Source organism: Paenibacillus sp. FW507-14B1B, from assembly GCF_058781425.1.
Window position 1 is genome coordinate 375,498 of the sequence record NZ_JBYSWS010000003.1, and the last position, 17,700, is coordinate 393,197.

Consider the following 17,700-nt stretch of genomic DNA (forward strand, 5'->3'; position numbering starts at 1 on the left):
CAATTATGATGACAACCCATAAAGCGACAACACCACTCAAGAAAAAATGCATTGCTGCTGGTTTAAGCGGTGTGATTCTACTGGCCGGCTCATGTGCGTTCATGACAGAGGTGCATGCGCAGACAACAGCCGAGCCTCAGGCCATTGCTCTTTCGAATCCATCGGCAATCCTTACCTACAAAACATTGAAGTCTGATGAGTCTGCACTCGTAACGAACATCCAGATCCCTGTCTTCCAAGGATTGAAGGATGCCAAATATCAGGCCCAATTGAATGATATTATCGAATCGCATGCCTCTAAAGACTTGGCTAACTGGAAGAAAGAAGCTAAGGAAATGGCTCAAATTGCGAAGCAAAATGGTCAAACCATGCGCCCATACGAACTTAATATTTCCTATGAGCTTACAGCAGATGGCACAGGAACGATCCCAAATCTGATCTCCCTGAAAGTGAACACTGAAATTACAACTGGCAACTCCCCTGCGCTACGTGTGGACACATACAATTTCTTAGATGAGCAGCAGGCTACTCTGGTTACGCTTCAGAATCTGTTCGGTAACGATTATAAGCAAATGATTGATTCCAAAATCAAATCGGCTATTGCAGCCGATGCAGAGAATTATTTTGAAGGGGAAGACGGCTTTCAGGGAATTGGCAACGACCAGTCCTTCTATGTAACTACCGATGGTAAAGTTGTTGTTGTCTTTGAGGAGTACAGCATCGCTCCGGGTTCGACCGGAACGCCTGAATTCACCTTCGACCTTCCAAGCACCAATACGAATGGTGAAAGTACTGTGATTAAGGCGAAATCCACGCTCACAACGGACGATGGCAAGGTCATGATTCCGCTTGCGGATGTGGTACGCGCTTTGCAATTTGACGTCAAATGGAACAACAAGTCCAAAACGGTTGAAGTCCGTAAAGATGCGATCTGGACTTCTGTAACCGTAGGGAAAGACAGCTATTTCTTCGGTAAAATGGCTCCACACAAACTCGGCGCAGCACCTGTTCTGCATGAAAACCACGTCTATGTGCCACTGAATTTCCTGACGGATATTCTTCATGCCGAAACCGTGAAGGGTGCAAATGGTGACATCACAGTTACTTTGAAATAAAAGTCAGCATTTCAAGCTCAATTTATGTACCTAAATATGAAATATAGAAAAACGCTCCCTTTCCTATGAAGGAGCGTTTTTTCGTGCTTTTAGAAAAGACTATGATAACTATTCCACTCAAAGTAGCGAAGACAACAGCGATTGGAACAATAGTCCGTCCGCGTAGCGTCACACAAATGTCAGGGTTACATTTTGTGCATTACTTAAACATATTTTTGACCACCATCATTAAATTCGAAGGCTTCTCCGCTAAACGCCTTGTGTAATACGGATACCACATCGTCCCATATGGCGTATAGCACCGGATACGGTATCCTTCACGGGCCAACTCAGCTTGATCATTCATACGCAGCCCATACAGCATCTGGAATTCGAAAGCATCCCTCGGGATGCATTGCTTAGCAGCATAATCTTTTACCCAGTTAATAATTCGGTCATCATGGCTCGCAATCGCCGTATACAGACCCTGATCAAGATGCTGCTTAATCATCTTTTTATATCGTTCAATGATGTCACTCATACGCTGAGATGAAATACTTGCAGACTCTTTATAAGCTCCCTTGACCAGTCGTAGATTAACACCTGCTTTCATTAACGCTTTTACATCATCATCTGTACGGAATAGATACGCTTGAAGCACGGTGCCCACGTTACTGAGTCCTTCCGCATGAAGCCGTAAGGTCATATCAATCGTAGCTTGCGTAAAGGAGGAATCCTCCATATCCAATCGTACGAAATTACCAAGCTCCTTCGCTCGAACTGCAACAGATTTTACATTGGTATAACAAGCCTCATGCTCCAAGGACAGTCCCATCTGTGTCGGTTTCAAAGATACGTTAGCATTCACTTGATGCTCATGAATCCCCTCCAACAACTTAATGTACTGGTCCCTGTATCCAGTCGCTTCCTCCAAAGAAGTGATCCCCTCACCAAGATGATCCAGCGTAACCATAACTCCTAGCTGATTAAGACGTGTTGTCTCTGTGAGTGCTTCCTCAAGCGTGTCCCCTGCGATAAACTTCCGCGCCATTTTCCTACCATATTTGAGCGTCAATCGTTCCACGATCTTGTTGCCGGCCACCGTGAGCAGTACTTTCCGGTAAAATTCTGTGCCGTCCATACCGTTTCCCCTTTCAGGTCCCTTATATGGTTAAGAAATGCTGTTTTCTAGGAAATATGCAGGAATTTTTAGGTTTTAATTCGGATTTCAGGTCATCGTTCATATTCTAATAGCAGTACATAAAAGGGAGGAGTCGTACCCCATGAGAGTCCCGTTTCGAAATGAACCGTTCACTGATTTCTCAGATAAGCTAAACTGCATGGCATACGATACTGCACTTTCGGAGGCGGAAGCCACCCTCGGGAATAGGTATCCCCTGATCATCGGTGGGGAAAGAATCGATACACAAACAACAGTCCTATCCGTAAACCCCGCCCGCAAAGATCAGATCGTAGGTGTGGTATCTCAGGCAGATACTGCACTTGCCGAGAAAGCTATTCAGACTGCGTCCTTAACGTTCGAAGCATGGAAGCTAACCGATCCACAAGAACGTGCAAGATACCTGTATAAAGCCGCTGCTCTCATGCGCCGCCGTAAGTTCCAATTCTCAGCCATGCTTACACTCGAGGCTGGAAAGACCCGCGCCGAAGCCGATGCCGATACAGCAGAAGCTATCGACTTCCTTGAATTTTATGCGCGCGAAATGGAGCGACTTAGTCATTCACAGCCACTCACGAGCTTGAGTGGCGAGGATAACGAACTGTATTACATCCCTCTCGGTGTTGGCATTGTTATTCCTCCTTGGAATTTCCCACTCGCCATCATGGCAGGCATGACAGCCGCCTCCATCGTCGCTGGCAATACCGTTGTCTTGAAGCCAGCCAGTACAACTCCCGTAATCGCTACTAAATTCGTGGAGCTGCTGGAAGAAGTGTCCCTGCCACCGGGTGTTGTGAACTTTCTGCCGGGACCGGGCAGCGAGGTCGGTGACTATCTGGTGGATCATCCACAGACCCGCTTCATCAGCTTTACCGGTTCGCGTGATGTGGGTCTGCGAATTAACGAACGTGCCGCACGAACAGCTCCCGGTCAGCGCTGGATCAAGCGGGTCATCGCTGAAATGGGCGGTAAAGATTCGATCATCGTAGATCGTGATGCAGACCTTGATCTTGCGGCGGACGCGATCACAGCCTCAGCATTCGGGTTCTCCGGTCAGAAATGCTCTGCTTGTTCAAGAGCTATCATCCATGCAGAAGTATATGATTCTGTGATCGAGAAGGTGGTGGACCGGACACGTAAGCTAGTAGTAGGAGATCCTGCGGAAGCAGCAACACAAGTCGGGCCCGTGATTGACGAAAAAGCATATCGTAAGATTCAAGAGTATGTAGAGATTGGACAGCAGGAAGGTCGCTTGGTTTATGGCGGTAATACCGGTGATCCGAGTGGGTACTTCATCGAACCGACGATTTTCGCTGATGTAGATGCTGGGGCGCGAATCTCCCAAGAGGAAATTTTCGGACCTGTGCTTGCCTTTACCAAGGCTCAATCTTTCGAGCAAGCGCTGGAGTTCGCCAATAACACGGACTATGGCTTAACAGGTGCGGTGATTTCGAACAACCGGGCCCATCTGGAAGCCGCAAGGCGGCATTTTCATGTCGGCAATTTATACTTCAATCGCAAATGCACCGGGGCGCTTGTGGGCACACATCCCTTTGGTGGCTTCAATATGTCTGGTACAGACTCCAAGGCAGGCGGTCGTGACTATCTCCTTCTGTTCACCCAAGCGAAGCTGGTATCGGAGCGCTATTAGTCCTTCTTGAAATTTTGTATGAATAGAAAAAAGGCCGCGTAACCCGCGGCCCTTTAACTTTCAATAGCATAAATATTTAATAGGGTTAAATGCCCGAGACTTCTGCCATCTTCTGATCCAGCATATGAAAACCCTTATCCAATCTCTCTCTCGGTATATCAGCATATCGATCGCCAATACTTATCTCACTATAGCAACCGCCCACACTATTATCCTTAAGATAAGCTACCATCCCCAAGTCTGCTTCTTGATAAACGCTCTTAAGGATCGGCTCCAGCTTCTCCTTAGGCAGCTCGAAATGAACGTGAAACATATTCGATACAGGCTCTTCTGGTAAGGTTGTAACAGCTTTACAGCGGTTAAAATAACCTGCCAGCTCCTTCGCATCCTCGTAATACTGCTCCATCCGTCCCACTCTTAGATCATAATAATAGTCTGAGCTCAGGATATAAGGGTACAGACTGATCAGATCTCCCCCGTGACGCCTTTTCCATGTTTTCGATTCATTCGTAAAGGTCTCCTCGCCCGCAAGGATAGCGCCTGCAATCCCTCCAATCCCTTTATAGAAGGAGATATAGACACTATCAAACAAGCTGCATATTTCTGCGGCTGATTTCTCATAATAAGGCACGATCTCGAATAGTCTTGCTCCATCTAGATGCAGCTTGATACCTTTTTCACGGCAATAGGAAGAAATCTCTTCAAGCTCTTGATAGTCAGGCAATTGTCCACCGATCTCCCGTTGCGGTAATTCAAGCAGTAGACAGGCTATATTTTCTTTCATCTGTAGAATATCATCCAGCTTAATTAAACGGTCTTGATCTGCTAACAGCACCGGCTCAATATGATGAAGTTCCTTCAATCCGTCCTCTTCATGTATCTCCAGATGGCATAAAGGATGGTATGCAACCTTCTTCACCCCTTGTCGATCACACCATATCCGCAGAGCAATCTGCTGTGCCATCGTACCGCTGGGGAAGAACACGGCACTTTCTTTGCCGAGAACATTCGCAATTTTGTCTTGAAAATCCTCGATTAGTGTACCCTTTCCATACATATCACTATTCAGGGTCCCCTCAAAGGACTCCAGAGCCTGCTTCAACACTTGAACATCTCTATTCCCGTGTCCAGTTATCTTGTAAGTGGTCTCATTATATACATCTACTAGGCTTAAATCTGTACTCATTCGCTTCACGCTCCTTTCGATATAAGATTAGTATTTCATATTATTTGAATGAAGGGAATAATACCCTTAAGGTTCCAGCTCGTCTCAACGTGAAAAAGCACAAGCACTATGATAAAATACAGAATTGCAAAGCATGCAACCTTAGGGAGGTTAACGATAAACATCATGCTCATTATTGGTATCGCCGGTGGTACAGGTTCCGGTAAAACAACAGTGGCCCGGTCAGTCATCGACCGACTCGGACCTGGAAAAGTAACGTTCATATCTCAGGATAATTACTATAAGGACAACCCTCATCTTACTTTTGAGGAACGTGAAAAGATCAACTACGATCATCCTTTTGCTTTTGATAATGGACTTCTGATTGAGCATCTGGAGCTTCTTAGACAAGGGAAACCTGCTTACGCTCCTGTCTATGACTTCACGGTTCACGCTCGCTCCAAAGATGAAACGCTGGAGCTGAAACCGAGAAACATTGTCATTATTGAAGGACTCCATGTGTTGTCTGACGAAAATCTTCGCAAGCTGCTTAACATTAAGGTGTTTGTTGATACCGATCCTGATGTACGGATTCTTCGCCGGGTAGTTCGTGATATCGAGGAACGCGGCAGAAGCATTAAGTCTGTCCATGATCAGTACTTGGGGACGGTAAAGCCGATGCACGAGGCATTTATTGAGCCTTCCAAGAAATACGCTGACATCATCATCCCTGAAGGTGGAGAGAACGAGGTCGGCATTCAGCTCTTGTCTGTATTGACCGAGAAGTATCTGACGGGCAACCCTTCGTTTGAATAAACATCAACCGCAAAAACCCACAGCATGAAAGCTGTGGGTTTTTGCGTTCTAGCACCATCCTTATCTCCTTAATATTCTAAAACATTCTAACTCTCAGAGCTCTGCTCCTTCTCTTCGCTTACTACACACTGTGAAACCGTGTGTCCTGAATCTTGATACAACGCTGCGATCTCGAGTGCCGTCTTCCGTACCTCTGCTGCGATATGAGCGGGCTCCAGAATGAGCACATCCGTTTTTAATTGCAGCAAAAAGCTTAAGACCCATTTCTCATGAGGCAAGGTGGCCCGCACAAGCAAGGAACCGTCCTCCAAGCGCTCAATCTCTTGCTCATCAAAATGATCAGCCGCATACACCCTAGCATCCCCCGAGATCTGAAGCACAAGATGAATCATCTCTCGTCTTCCCGGCTTCTCCCACGGCCCATTCAGAACGGAAAGCGGCATTTCACGGCGTTCAAAGTCATCTTGGAGTACCTGAAGACCACGAATTCGTGAAAGCTTGAATGTCCGGTAATCCTCTCGTTCTAAACAATATCCGTGCAAATACCATGCGTATCCTTTCAAGGCAAGACCCATCGGTTCAATGGTACGCTCTGTTTCAGTGCCTTGAGCATCTATATAATAAAAGGAGATTAATTTCCTATTCTTCACCGCATGATGTACCGATTCATACTTTAATCGTTCAGCTTCACTGTTTCTCCAAGGCGTAAAATCAACCTGTACTTGATCGCTGTCTGCAAAGCGTCCTTGCTCAGCATGAGCAACCAACGTACCTACCTTCTCAAGCAAACGATCTATATTAGTGGGGTCCATTGCCCGGGTTGACTGAAGACCACGAAGCGCAGTAAATAGGGTTATCAGCTCATCTAGCGACAGCATCTGCCGATCAAGACGGAAGTTATCCATAATTTCATAACCGCCTTCCATTCCCGTATACGATACAATCGGAATCCCGGCAAGACTAAGTGACTCGAGGTCACGGTAAATGGTACGCAGTGAAACCTCCAGCTTATCTGCGAGTTCCTGTGCTTGCACACGTCTACGGTTTAATAGAATCATTGTGATGGCCATGAGTCGTTCGAACTTCATTGATTCGCTCCCCCATTTTCGGAATCGATTTCTTTCATCATAAACCACATTTGTCCATATGGGGATAGATGATCAGGATGGAAATGATCAAGATGCATGTATCGAGACATGTCGCTATCATGCATCCTTGACCTTCATTAGTGAGAAGCGGCGTAACCGTCTTGCTCCGCTTCCGGATCTAGCTTCTCCTTGGTCATGACAAATGCGGAGACCAGCGCCAGAACCGCAGGGATAAGACTCCATGCAAACGTTCCAGCGATCGATGAAGACAGTCCTTCCGTAATCGTGTGAAGTGTGGAACTATCCATTGTTGAACGAATAGCTGGATTCAGCAATACATACGGATCGCTAAAATCCACACTAGCCGAAGACATGTTAGCAGCACCGTTGCTCCCAAAGGCCTCTGTAAGCTTGCCTGTGAGCGAATGACTTTGCAAAATTCCGAATATCGTAATGCCAAGCGTCATTCCGAGAGATCGGTTAAAGTTGAGTGTAGAAGTCGCAGCTCCCCGCTGCGCGGCGGGAAACGAGTGAATGGCAGCGCTGCTGAGCACCGAGAAAGAGGCGCCGATGCCGAGTCCGACTAGAATCATATACGCTGTGATGAGAAATCTCGGTGACGCCGTATTCAGGGCTGTCAAAAGTGCGAGGCCCACAATTAGAATCAACAAGGTTGGAATGAGGATGGAACGATAAGGAAACTTCGACATTAAGTATCCACCTACAGTCGCTGTCACAACCGAACCGACCATCATTGGAAGAAGAACGAGTCCGGCGTTTGAGGCCGTACCACCTAGCACACCTTGAATATAGATCGGAATGAACATAGACGCCGTCATGAATGCTGCACCGCCAAGCATTGCGACAAGATTGCTGGTCGTGAACAGTCTATTTCGGAACATGTGGAATGAGATAATCGGCTCGACTGCTCTTTTTTCCACAAATACAAGCAGAACGGCAAGGATCACAAACCCAGCGAACATAGAGATGATCTGCGGTGAATCCCACGCATACTGTTTGCCTCCAAGTTCAACGGCAAACATCAGACAGATCACAGCCCCTACGAGCAGAGTGGCACCTAAATAATCGATTTTTTGTCTGGAGTGTTCGGCCGATTCCTTGTAGAACAGCACAATGAGGAAGAAGGCAATCAAGCCGAGAGGAAGATTGATATAGAAAATCCATACCCAATCAACATGTTCTGTAATGTAACCACCGAGCAGTGGTGCAGCAATACTCGATAGACCGAATAGTGCACCGAACATTCCTGTCATTTTCCCTCTGTTCTCAGGTGCTACAACATCAAACATAATTGTGAAAGCGATGGATACCATCGCACCTGCACCAATACCTTGAACCGCTCTATATAGGCTGAGCTCAACGATGGACTCTGCTGTTCCGCACAAGGCTGATCCAATCATAAATACAATAATCCCAAAAACGAAAAACCGCTTCCGACCGTACATATCAGACAATTTACCGAAGATCGGCATCCCTGCCATTTCCGCAACCATATAAGCAGAGGTGGCCCAGACGAACTTATCAAGCCCTCCAATCTCACCAACGATGGTTCCCATCGCCGTTGCCACAATTGTGTTATCCATGGAGGCCATGAGAATGGCCAGGAGAAGTCCTGTAATAACAACTCCTATTCTGTTCTGTGATTGTCTCAACCTGAATCCCGTCCTTTGTGATCAATTTAATTAGCTTATGTTGTTTGTGTACACAGCATAATCCAACCTTGTTGACAACAGTATGGCAAGAATGAAATCAGATGATCTTCACCTGAAAAGCAGACCAAAAAACAGAGGCTTGCAGATTGGATCTGCAAGCCTCTGTTACAAGAGTACCTCTCATATGATTAAGCCGCCACCTGTGCACTTGGTAGCATATTTTTACGACGGTACATGGAAAGAACAATACCCATCGCTGCAAAGTAAAGTATTTGCGATGAACCACCTGCAATGAAAGGTATTTCAATACTCGCAAAAGGAACCATGCCGAATGCCATCAGAATTGGCCATAGCATATGAAAGGCGAGTACGGTCGTAAATGCAATGGTTACTCTTTGAGCAACTGGATCTTGGAGTAAAGTGGTCATACGCCAGATTTCTATCAAGAACAGCAGAACAAGCAATCCGATGATAATCGCAACTCCCCAGCCGAAGCAGTATATGAGATATGGGAATAAGGATTGACTCTGGATATAAGGCAACATATCGTTCCTTGCAGCAAACCCATGTCCGGCCCATCCAGCTGATCGTATTGCTTCTGTGGTCTGAATCAATTGAAAGTTCTCACCTTGCTTGGGATTAAAAAAAGATGATATTCGATCCTGCACTTGACCTACTTGCAAGAGAAAAAGAGTGAATAGTCCAACTACAGGCAGCCCCAAGATAAGCAATTGCTTCCTGCTCTTGTTAGCATACCAAGTTATTAATAAATACCCGATTACATAGATTAGACCGAGCGGTAAAGAACCACCCGTACTGAATAGCCACACCGGCACCAGGCCACGATACATCAATTGAATGAACATTTCGAACCATCCAAGCTTCCTTTCTCTTTTTTGACCAGCTAAAGACATGAGCAAAAGAAGAAGGGAAAGCGCCATCGCGTTGATGCCAAAAGGTCCCAGACCGAGATACGCCTTACTACCATTAATGCTCGCCCCATGTAGTAATGTGAAAACCATAAGAGCAAGTGTCATAAAGAATATCGCATCCGCGTATTTCAACAGCTTTCGGTAATCTGTGAAATAGAATCCCACAAGTACCAATAAACCAATACCTGTAAGCAAAGCCTTTTTCTCAACCGTATTAAAATAGTGACTCGGCGAAGACTGCGCATTAAACGCTGCAAATATACCGATGATGGCCATCAGTACAATAATCACAAGCATTTTCCAATTCAGTAACGGCCTGTGCGCATCTTGCAGATTTTTGCCGATAGCGACAGATGAGCCCATCTGATTTACTGCTTCCTTCAAAGCCGTCTCTTCCGAATTTCGAGCTGTAGACTTTCCGCCCGATCAGTGATATGCCCGCTTAACTCCTCCCGAATCTCGGGGTGGAGCTCCTTGGCCCTGACATGCCGACATACATCGTCTAGGAACTGACGAACAATAAGTTCCTTCTCTATCATCGATTAGCTCCCCTCCCCAATAACGGTATCTACAGCGGTTCGGAATCGTATCCACTCATCCGTCTTTTCCTTGATCTGACCTCGGCCAAGATCGGTTATCCGGTAATACTTCCGTTTGCGTCCATCGTGTTGACTCCAGTACGCATCTAACCATCCCTCTGCTTCAAGTGTGTGTAGTATGGGATAGAGTGTGCCTTCCTTCATCACAAACACGCCATTCGAGCTCTTCTCTATTTCCTTGATCAATTCATAACCGTACATTTCTTTTCGGCTCAGCACACTGAGCAGTAATATCGCCGTGCTTCCTTTGAGAAGTTCTTTATTAATCGCCAATGTCTTCTGTCACTCCTATACCTAGCAAATCTATGTATCGTTAATCTATGTATATATTAATAGCTATCCTCTTAAATGACAACCTTAATTCTGTCCTCATCATGAAAATAACTAAAATTAAATCTCACTTAAATATCTCTTCAAGCAAAAGCGAGCCGAAAATGATAACTTCAATCAAACATATAATTCCAAAAACTAACAAAATAAGACCTATCACAATCCAAGCTATAGCTTTCATTGATTTTTTATAGATTGCTTTCATGTCCCTCACCCCTTCTATTCCACATCCATAATTATACATTACTGGAGGCATTTAAAGAGAATCCAGCAAAAATACAAAATTATATCTCTTACATTTCAAAATTAAGATAATTCCTACTTCACATCCCCCTAGTTGTTGCATTATAGTTATGTGGAAATATATCCCGGTACCGACAGGAGATGCATACAGATTATGCAATCTATTAGCCCTCTCTACTCTCTCAAAATGAAAATGCTATCCACCATGATGCTGCTCCTCATCATTCCTGTTCTTACTCTCGGCTTCACCAGCTATCGAACTGCAGCTAATGAAACGAATGCATTAATACGAAGCGAGCTTATGAACAATGTCCACTTAGCATCCGAAATCATGACGACTCTGAACAAAAGCGTAACCAAAGGCAGTCTAACCCTGGAAGAGGCCCAGGAAGAATTCAAGCATCTCATTCTGGGAGAGAAGAGGGCGGACGGTAGTCGTGTCATTAACCCCAACCTTGACCTGGGAGAGCATGGGTACTTTTATGTACTGGATACTGAAGGTAATCTACTTGCCCATCCCTCTCGTGAAGGTGACAATATTGGTGATAGCCAGACAAGTGACGGACAGTTCTATATCCGGGATGTCATCACGTCTGCACAGAATGGCGGAGGATATACCTATTATTTTTGGCCCCTCCCCACAGATGCGAATGCTGAGGACTCCAAGGCATCCGAGGAAGCAGAAAAAATTGTTTACGCCGTGCAGAACCCTTCATGGGGCTGGGTGATTGCTGCCGGCTCCTATCTTCAAGATTACAATACTGGGGAACAAACCATATTACGAACCATCCTATGGACACTTGCCCTGTGCTTATTCATAGGCGCAGCCATCGTCGCTGTCTTTGCTCGCCATGTCGCCAAGCCGACCATCGAAGTGGCACATCGTGCGATGACAACATCCCAAGGCGACTTAACCGGAGAGCCTCTAATCGTACAAACGCGAGATGAGAATGGCTTAATGGCTTCCTCTTTTAATAAGATGATCGATAGCTTAAAAGATCTGATCAGCAGCCTAAAGCTAAGTTCAAGAACAATGAACAAGACCGCCAGTACGCTTCTGTCCGTTACACATAACACAACGGCGGCCGTTGAACAGACGACAACATCCATTCGAAAAGTTGCGGCTTCAAGCGATAGTCAAGCGTATAGCATACGCAGTGCATCATCAGCGATGGAAGATATGGCACTCAGTGTTCAGCAAGTTGCTAGCACTGCCTCAAATGCATTCGAAACTTCTTCCCGCACCTTGGATAAGGCTGAGTCCGGCATCCAATTAATTCGATCATCAGAGAAGCAAATGCAGGCCATCGTAGAGAAGATAGCTGATATGACAGGGTCCATCCGAAGTTTGAATCGATATTCTGAACAGATCACGAGCATTGTCACATCCATGAAGGATATCTCTTCACAGACGAATCTATTGGCACTCAATGCTTCGATTGAAGCCGCAAGAGCAGGAAGCAGCGGAAGCGGTTTTGCTGTTGTTGCCTCTGAGGTTCACAAACTAGCTATTCAATCGAATGAATCCGCCTCCGCCGTGGCGAATCTTATCGATACAATCCAACAGGAGATCCGTATTGCATCCGCCTCCGTACGCAGTGTCGAGACGGAAGCCGAGACGGGTGTTACATACATAAACAAGACGGGTGAGACCTTTCAAGATATTCTGGCTTTCACTCGGCAAACCGTGGAAGGCATCCAAGAGGCTTCTGCCGCAGCCGAGCAGATGTCCGCTGAAGCAGAGAGTATATCCGAATCATTTAGTGAGATGAAAGAAGCAGCCAATGAATCCTCTGTCGCTGCCCAGTGTGTTTCTGAAGCCGCAGAGGAACAGCTTATTTCGATGCAGCAGCTTAGTACTTTGGCTGAATCCCTGAATGCTTTTTCAGAAGAGCTTGAATCCATGTCTAATCGATTTAAACTGAAAGAATGACTATAATTTAGGGTGTCAAAAAGCTGTCCTCCGTGTAGGTATTTCTACCAAGAGGACAGCTTTTTCTGATGTATAATAGTCTATACAATTCCCCGCAAATACCTAAAATCCACGGATTGAAGTCCCCACTGTAAAGGGTATTTGAATATATCGACTATAATAATATGTAAGATTTGAGTAAAGACAGTTGGTTACAGTAATTACTCTAGATAAGGAGGAAACCATGCGAAATCTTAAATTAATAATCATCCCCCTTCTACTACTCTTGTTAGCATTAGGGACGATATCCACGAATGCATATGCTCAGGAAGATTCTACTTTGGATCAAGAGACGATAGATCGAATCAGGGACAGTTACGGATTGGACATGCCAGACCCGAAAGACTACCAAGACCCATTAGCCTTGTTAAGAGGGGACTTTGGAATGACGAGTTCCGCTGCGGTCGTTCTTCATCTTCTGTCCATTCCCATCCAGCCTATATCGTTTATGTTGCGTAATCTTGTGAATATCGGACAAGCATTCTAGTGTATAGAACAAAAAAAGAGAAGGCATGCATCGTTGGCCTTCTCTAAAAGATATAACATTATTATTCACACTCATTTTATCCCTATCTACTCTTTAATCGGAATTTCAAAATCAAGTTCAGGGATATAATGCTTAACAGCCTCTCCATCCTCATCTACTACAAACTGCCCCGATTTCTTATCGCTTATTTCATATTGATAGGGTTTAATAATCAATTTCTCAGGTGTCGAGGTGAACGGTTCAAATCGCATATCTGACATACGTTCATCCCCTCCAGATCCATTCCCACTGATCACTTTAATCTGATTTCCCTTTTCATCAAACACATCATAAGTAATGTTTGTCTTTAACGAATCAATAGCACCCGACAGAGATAGTTTAGTCGTAATATTAGTCGTTACGGGCGAGAGCTTGATCTTGCTAATCGTTAATGTGTATATTCCATGCTTTCTCGTTTCATTAGGTACCAATTCAATAATATTCTCATTATTCTTGACTACAGGTATAGTGAATAATAGAGGGGCTTTGGATTCCTCTACACTGAAACTAAGCGTTAGCTCAAAGGCATCTGGAAAAGGAATCCCCTTCTGATTTCGAAGATCCGAAAATTCGATAAATGTAGAATCATCCGTTGCTCCAGGCTTTAGAAATATACCGATGCTACTACCTTTATCGGAATCATACTTCCGTAAATCGCGACCGTTAATTTTGATATCAATCTTGTTAATCGCATCAATCAAACGATTATCATATTGTATATCGCTATCCGCTTTGGAACGCTCAATACTTAAAGTCACGCGTGAACCATCAAATATTAATTCTGGAACCGTATAAGTGGTATTATCACGAACGACACTTACATTTGGCGTATCCATTAGATTCTGTTCCGAGGCTACTTTCAATCCCAAATCACCCGCGATTTTGAAAATCCCTTTCATTCCGGGTACTTGCTGCAGAGAATCAGCCATCGTTGGGGACACAAAGGCGCTCCCTACCATAATCATAAATGCTGTTGTTACAATAATCGTTGTCACTTTGAAATTCTTCTTCAGACCTACCTTCCCTTTGTGATCTGATCGATGTTTGTAAATCCGGGACATCACCTGATCCGTAACATCGATTGAACTTTTCTTATTGCGAATCATGCTGATCACTCCAACAAGCTCGTCATCTGGTTGTTTTAAGTGATTGTTCATGAAGGTAACCTCCTTCTTCGTTTTTTTGCACAAGCTTTTTTCGAATACGCTCATATTTTTTCCGCGCGTTAGCCGGTGTGATGTTCATGACATGTCCAATTTCCTCGAATGAGTATTCTTCAACAGCACGTAAAAGCAGGAGATGTCTCTCTTTAAAAGATAAGAGACTTAATAAAGATTCTAAGCCTTCTTCTATCGAACTTCGCCTAGGATAAATAATCGTTTGATATGTATTCTTGAACACCTGTAATAGGCGAATATCTCGATACCTCTTCTTATTGAGGTTCATGCAATGGTTGTAAGCAATCCTATACATCCATGCCGAGAAAGAAACGGACTGCTTATAGTTATCTAAATGCTGATAAGCTTTTACAAAAATATCTTGAACTGCATCCTGTGCATCTTCCGTCTGTTTTAACAGATAGTAGCAATACACATACATTTGCTTCTGATATTGTTCAATGATGACTCTGTATTGCTCTATTTCACCTTGTTGGATGGATAAAACCGTATTCTCTACATCTAAATGATCACTACTTCTCGTATTTTGGTGATATCTAGATTCCAAAGTGAGCACCTCCTTTCAAGCACCTATATAACAATTAGGAATAGAAAAATGTGACACTTCATTTGTTTTTAGCTCCAGACTTTTCAAAATGCTAAATGCAATAAATCTACGTTACCACAAAAAAAGAGACCCGGTCACGGGTCTCTAATTCTCTATCCTCTACACAGAAACGATATGTTTCATCGTCTCTTCAATCTTCTGGTTCAACGCCGCCAAGGATGCATGATCCTGCTCACGAACAGGTAGCATAGGCAAGCGCGGATGACCTGTTTCAATGCCTCTTAGGCTCAATATGTACTTACAAGCCCCATATAAAGACGGATAGCTCAGCAGCTGCTTAATGATGGCATTGATCTCCGTTTGAAGTGCCTTGGCCTCTTCCAAGCGAGCTTCTTTATACAACGTGTTTAGCTTACAGAACAACTCTGGCATCACACCGTAGGTACCGCCAATTCCGCCATCTGCGCCCATGATTCTTCCCGCTAAGAACTGCTCGTCCGGTCCGTTGAATACGAGGAAGTCATCACCACCTGCATCTTTAAACTGCTGGAGTTCAAATGTACTCTCCCCTGACATTTTGACACCGATGACCTTCTCCTGCTGCGCCATCTTCTTGAGCAGATTCACAGACAATTGGAAACCTGTTGTTTGCGGAATATTATATATAATGAAAGGAAGATTCGTGCTATCAATCATATGTTGCCAGTGATTCTCCACAGCAGACTCGGATAAGCGATAATAAATCGATGGTACCGCTGAGATGGCATCAGCTCCACATGCTTCCGCATGCTGCGAAAGCTCCACACTTTCCATTGTAGAGTTCGCACCCACATGGACAATCACGGTCAGCTCGCCTTTCACTTCTTCCATAACAGCTTCTACGACTTGCTTTCTTTCCTCTGCATTCTGCAGTATGCCTTCGCCTGAGCTTCCCCCAACATATAAACCTTTTACCCCGGTTCCTACATAATAACGAGCCAGCTTCTTCACTCGGTCCACATCGACGCGGCCCTCTGCATCATATGCAGAATACATGGCCACATAAACACCTTCAAATGTAGCAACATTCCCTGTCCTCATATCTCCTCATCCTCCACAGCGCCTTTGATTAGATGGCGATTTTATAAACGATCTTGCGCACTTCTTCAGCCGTACCCTCATGTACACCAACCAGATGTGTGTCTTCTGGGAAACAGATTAGGAAATATCCCGGCTCTAAGTAACCGCTAAACTTGGTGTCTGCCTTAACATCCCCGAACCAGATATCCGATTCAGCGTTATACTCCGTCTGGTCTACGAGATGCTCTACATGACTAACCTCTACATACTCCTTACCTTCCAGAACAACATGAATATCAATATATTTCCGATGTGCCTCGTAACGCTTCTCTGCCTTCGGGGTGGTTGTAAAGACAGCCACATTTTTCTTAAAAGAACTCTGTTCTGGCGCCGCTTCATGAAGATGGTGCATCATATCTTCGACTGCATTTTGAAGGGCTGGATGATCAAACTTATACTTCCCAGCGTCTGAAATTTTTCCGAAAATCACTTCGCCACCGCCTCTTTATTCGTTATCTCACTCACACTTACCTTTCGATCCTCTTCTTTCGATAACGTAAGCGCATCGGCCGTTGCAATAGATGCTCTGGCTGCTGTTCCATCCAGCAATGGCTTAAACTCCTCCTCAATCTCGTGACCCTGCATGATGTTATGGAAATAGATCATCTCCTCTTTCATAATGCCTTGCAGCCACAGCGGAGGTGTCCGGTCAGGCTTGCCGTACATGATCGCACCATCCATCTCTAAGCCTTTGTAAATACGGGTACGGTCATCATCCACCTCTTGACTCTCATGGAGCAAGAACCGTTCTTCACCTTGAGGAGTCTTAAGTACAACTTTAACATCCTGTAGATCGATAAGAATAGCACCTTTGGTTCCTTGTATTTTCACATAGTGGTCACTCCATCTGAATGCCGATCCATATTGCAGGGTTGCATAGCGATTGCCCGCAAACTCCAGCGAAATAAGCAGCATATCATCTTCATCCCCGAACCGCTCTCCCTGATGGGCTACGTTACCACCGATCATGCATACGCGTTCTGCGGGTCCCATCAAGAATTGAATAAAGTCCAGCTCGTGGATATGATGATAGAGATGACCGCCGGATATTTCCCGCTTCTTCTTCCAGCTGACTTCCTCCTGAGGTTCCTCCCAGCCATTACGTTCTGCGTGACAGAATAGAAGCTCACCAATCTTCCCTTCGTTGATTAACCGCTTCGCTGTACGCACACCATGCATAAAGTTCATGACATGCCCCGCCATGAAAATAAGCCCTTTGTCTTTCGTCTTCGCGATCATCTCATTACAGTCTTCATAGGATAGAGCAATCGGCTTTTCACAGAACACATGCTTTCCGTTCGCAGCAGCACAAATTACAGGGTGTTTATGATATCCGTTCGGTGAAGCTACAATAATTGCATCCACATCTGCTCTCTTACACAGCGCCTCGATACTTGGCTCCACCTCACAGTTCAGCTCTTTCGCAACAGGTTCAGCATGTTCAGGATCATATACGGCAGTAACCTTTGCCCCTTCCAATTCATTCAGCAATCGACCTAACCCTGCTCCAAAATATCCTGTACCTACGATACCGTAATTCACTTGTTTCTTCACTTTAATAACTCCTTCCATATCCATCTTTTTTTA

Annotated in this window: 16 protein-coding genes; 5 read left to right on the forward strand and 11 right to left on the reverse strand. The window is 44.9% G+C overall.

Going from position 1 to position 17,700, the window contains the following annotated elements:
- Positions 1-8 precede the first annotated feature (8 nt).
- Positions 9-1,115, forward strand: a complete 1,107-nt coding sequence (locus tag AC3WJJ_RS17410; RefSeq protein ID WP_492542627.1) for a stalk domain-containing protein — start codon at positions 9-11, stop codon at positions 1,113-1,115.
- 199 nt (positions 1,116-1,314) lie between these two features.
- On the opposite strand, the gene AC3WJJ_RS17415 is transcribed toward AC3WJJ_RS17410, so the two are convergent.
- Complete coding sequence (locus tag AC3WJJ_RS17415) at positions 1,315-2,235, reverse strand: proline dehydrogenase family protein (RefSeq protein ID WP_492542629.1); 921 nt, start codon at positions 2,233-2,235, stop codon at positions 1,315-1,317.
- Between the two features lie 142 nt (positions 2,236-2,377).
- Between AC3WJJ_RS17415 and pruA the strand changes: the two genes are divergently transcribed.
- Complete coding sequence (gene pruA, locus AC3WJJ_RS17420) at positions 2,378-3,925, forward strand: L-glutamate gamma-semialdehyde dehydrogenase (protein WP_492542630.1); 1,548 nt, start codon at positions 2,378-2,380, stop codon at positions 3,923-3,925.
- 85 nt (positions 3,926-4,010) lie between these two features.
- Here the strand turns inward: pruA and AC3WJJ_RS17425 are convergent, their stop codons facing one another.
- Positions 4,011-5,111 carry a threonine aldolase family protein gene (locus tag AC3WJJ_RS17425; protein WP_492542632.1) on the reverse strand — a complete coding sequence of 367 codons (1,101 nt, stop codon included), beginning with the start codon at positions 5,109-5,111 and terminating at the stop codon, positions 4,011-4,013.
- Between the two features lie 165 nt (positions 5,112-5,276).
- Here AC3WJJ_RS17425 and udk point away from each other — a divergent pair, with 165 nt between their 5' ends.
- Positions 5,277-5,906 (forward strand): uridine kinase, encoded by a 630-nt coding sequence (udk, locus tag AC3WJJ_RS17430; protein ID WP_422661343.1) that lies wholly within the window; start codon positions 5,277-5,279, stop codon positions 5,904-5,906.
- An 86-nt stretch (positions 5,907-5,992) separates the two neighbouring features.
- Here udk and AC3WJJ_RS17435 read toward each other — a convergent pair whose 3' ends face one another.
- The 4 genes from AC3WJJ_RS17435 to AC3WJJ_RS17450 form a co-directional block, all read right to left on the reverse strand.
- Positions 5,993-6,994: a helix-turn-helix transcriptional regulator gene (locus tag AC3WJJ_RS17435; RefSeq protein ID WP_492542633.1), complete on the reverse strand. Its 1,002-nt coding sequence runs from the start codon at positions 6,992-6,994 to the stop codon at positions 5,993-5,995.
- Positions 6,995-7,131: 137 nt separating this feature from the next.
- Positions 7,132-8,667 carry an MDR family MFS transporter gene (locus AC3WJJ_RS17440; protein ID WP_492542635.1) on the reverse strand — a complete coding sequence of 512 codons (1,536 nt, stop codon included), beginning with the start codon at positions 8,665-8,667 and terminating at the stop codon, positions 7,132-7,134.
- A gap of 188 nt (positions 8,668-8,855) precedes the next feature.
- Positions 8,856-9,983 (reverse strand): FtsW/RodA/SpoVE family cell cycle protein, encoded by a 1,128-nt coding sequence (locus AC3WJJ_RS17445; RefSeq protein ID WP_492542637.1) that lies wholly within the window; start codon positions 9,981-9,983, stop codon positions 8,856-8,858.
- A 158-nt stretch (positions 9,984-10,141) separates the two neighbouring features.
- Positions 10,142-10,471 carry a PadR family transcriptional regulator gene (locus AC3WJJ_RS17450; protein ID WP_422659420.1) on the reverse strand — a complete coding sequence of 110 codons (330 nt, stop codon included), beginning with the start codon at positions 10,469-10,471 and terminating at the stop codon, positions 10,142-10,144.
- 454 nt (positions 10,472-10,925) lie between these two features.
- Here AC3WJJ_RS17450 and AC3WJJ_RS17455 point away from each other — a divergent pair, with 454 nt between their 5' ends.
- Positions 10,926-12,704: a methyl-accepting chemotaxis protein gene (locus AC3WJJ_RS17455; protein ID WP_492542639.1), complete on the forward strand. Its 1,779-nt coding sequence runs from the start codon at positions 10,926-10,928 to the stop codon at positions 12,702-12,704.
- A gap of 223 nt (positions 12,705-12,927) precedes the next feature.
- Complete coding sequence (locus tag AC3WJJ_RS17460) at positions 12,928-13,230, forward strand: hypothetical protein (RefSeq protein WP_492542640.1); 303 nt, start codon at positions 12,928-12,930, stop codon at positions 13,228-13,230.
- Positions 13,231-13,316: 86 nt separating this feature from the next.
- Here AC3WJJ_RS17460 and AC3WJJ_RS17465 read toward each other — a convergent pair whose 3' ends face one another.
- From AC3WJJ_RS17465 to AC3WJJ_RS17485, 5 genes are all read right to left on the reverse strand, one after another.
- The gene (locus tag AC3WJJ_RS17465) at positions 13,317-14,426 is read right to left on the reverse strand and encodes a DUF4179 domain-containing protein (protein ID WP_492542642.1); all 1,110 of its coding nucleotides are present in this window, start codon (positions 14,424-14,426) and stop codon (positions 13,317-13,319) included.
- Complete coding sequence (locus AC3WJJ_RS17470) at positions 14,398-14,994, reverse strand: RNA polymerase sigma factor (protein WP_492542644.1); 597 nt, start codon at positions 14,992-14,994, stop codon at positions 14,398-14,400. Before AC3WJJ_RS17470 ends, AC3WJJ_RS17465 begins: the two co-directional genes overlap by 29 nt.
- Before the next feature lie 159 nt (positions 14,995-15,153).
- A complete protein-coding gene (locus tag AC3WJJ_RS17475) occupies positions 15,154-16,074 on the reverse strand; it encodes a dihydrodipicolinate synthase family protein (RefSeq protein ID WP_492542646.1) in 921 nt (306 codons plus the stop codon).
- Positions 16,075-16,102: 28 nt separating this feature from the next.
- Entirely contained in the window at positions 16,103-16,543 is a 441-nt protein-coding gene (locus tag AC3WJJ_RS17480; RefSeq protein ID WP_492542648.1) for a NanQ anomerase/TabA/YiaL family protein, read from the reverse strand.
- Positions 16,540-17,667 carry a Gfo/Idh/MocA family protein gene (locus tag AC3WJJ_RS17485; RefSeq protein WP_492542649.1) on the reverse strand — a complete coding sequence of 376 codons (1,128 nt, stop codon included), beginning with the start codon at positions 17,665-17,667 and terminating at the stop codon, positions 16,540-16,542. The genes AC3WJJ_RS17480 and AC3WJJ_RS17485 overlap by 4 nt, the downstream gene beginning before the upstream one ends.
- Between the last annotated feature and the right edge of the window lie 33 nt (positions 17,668-17,700).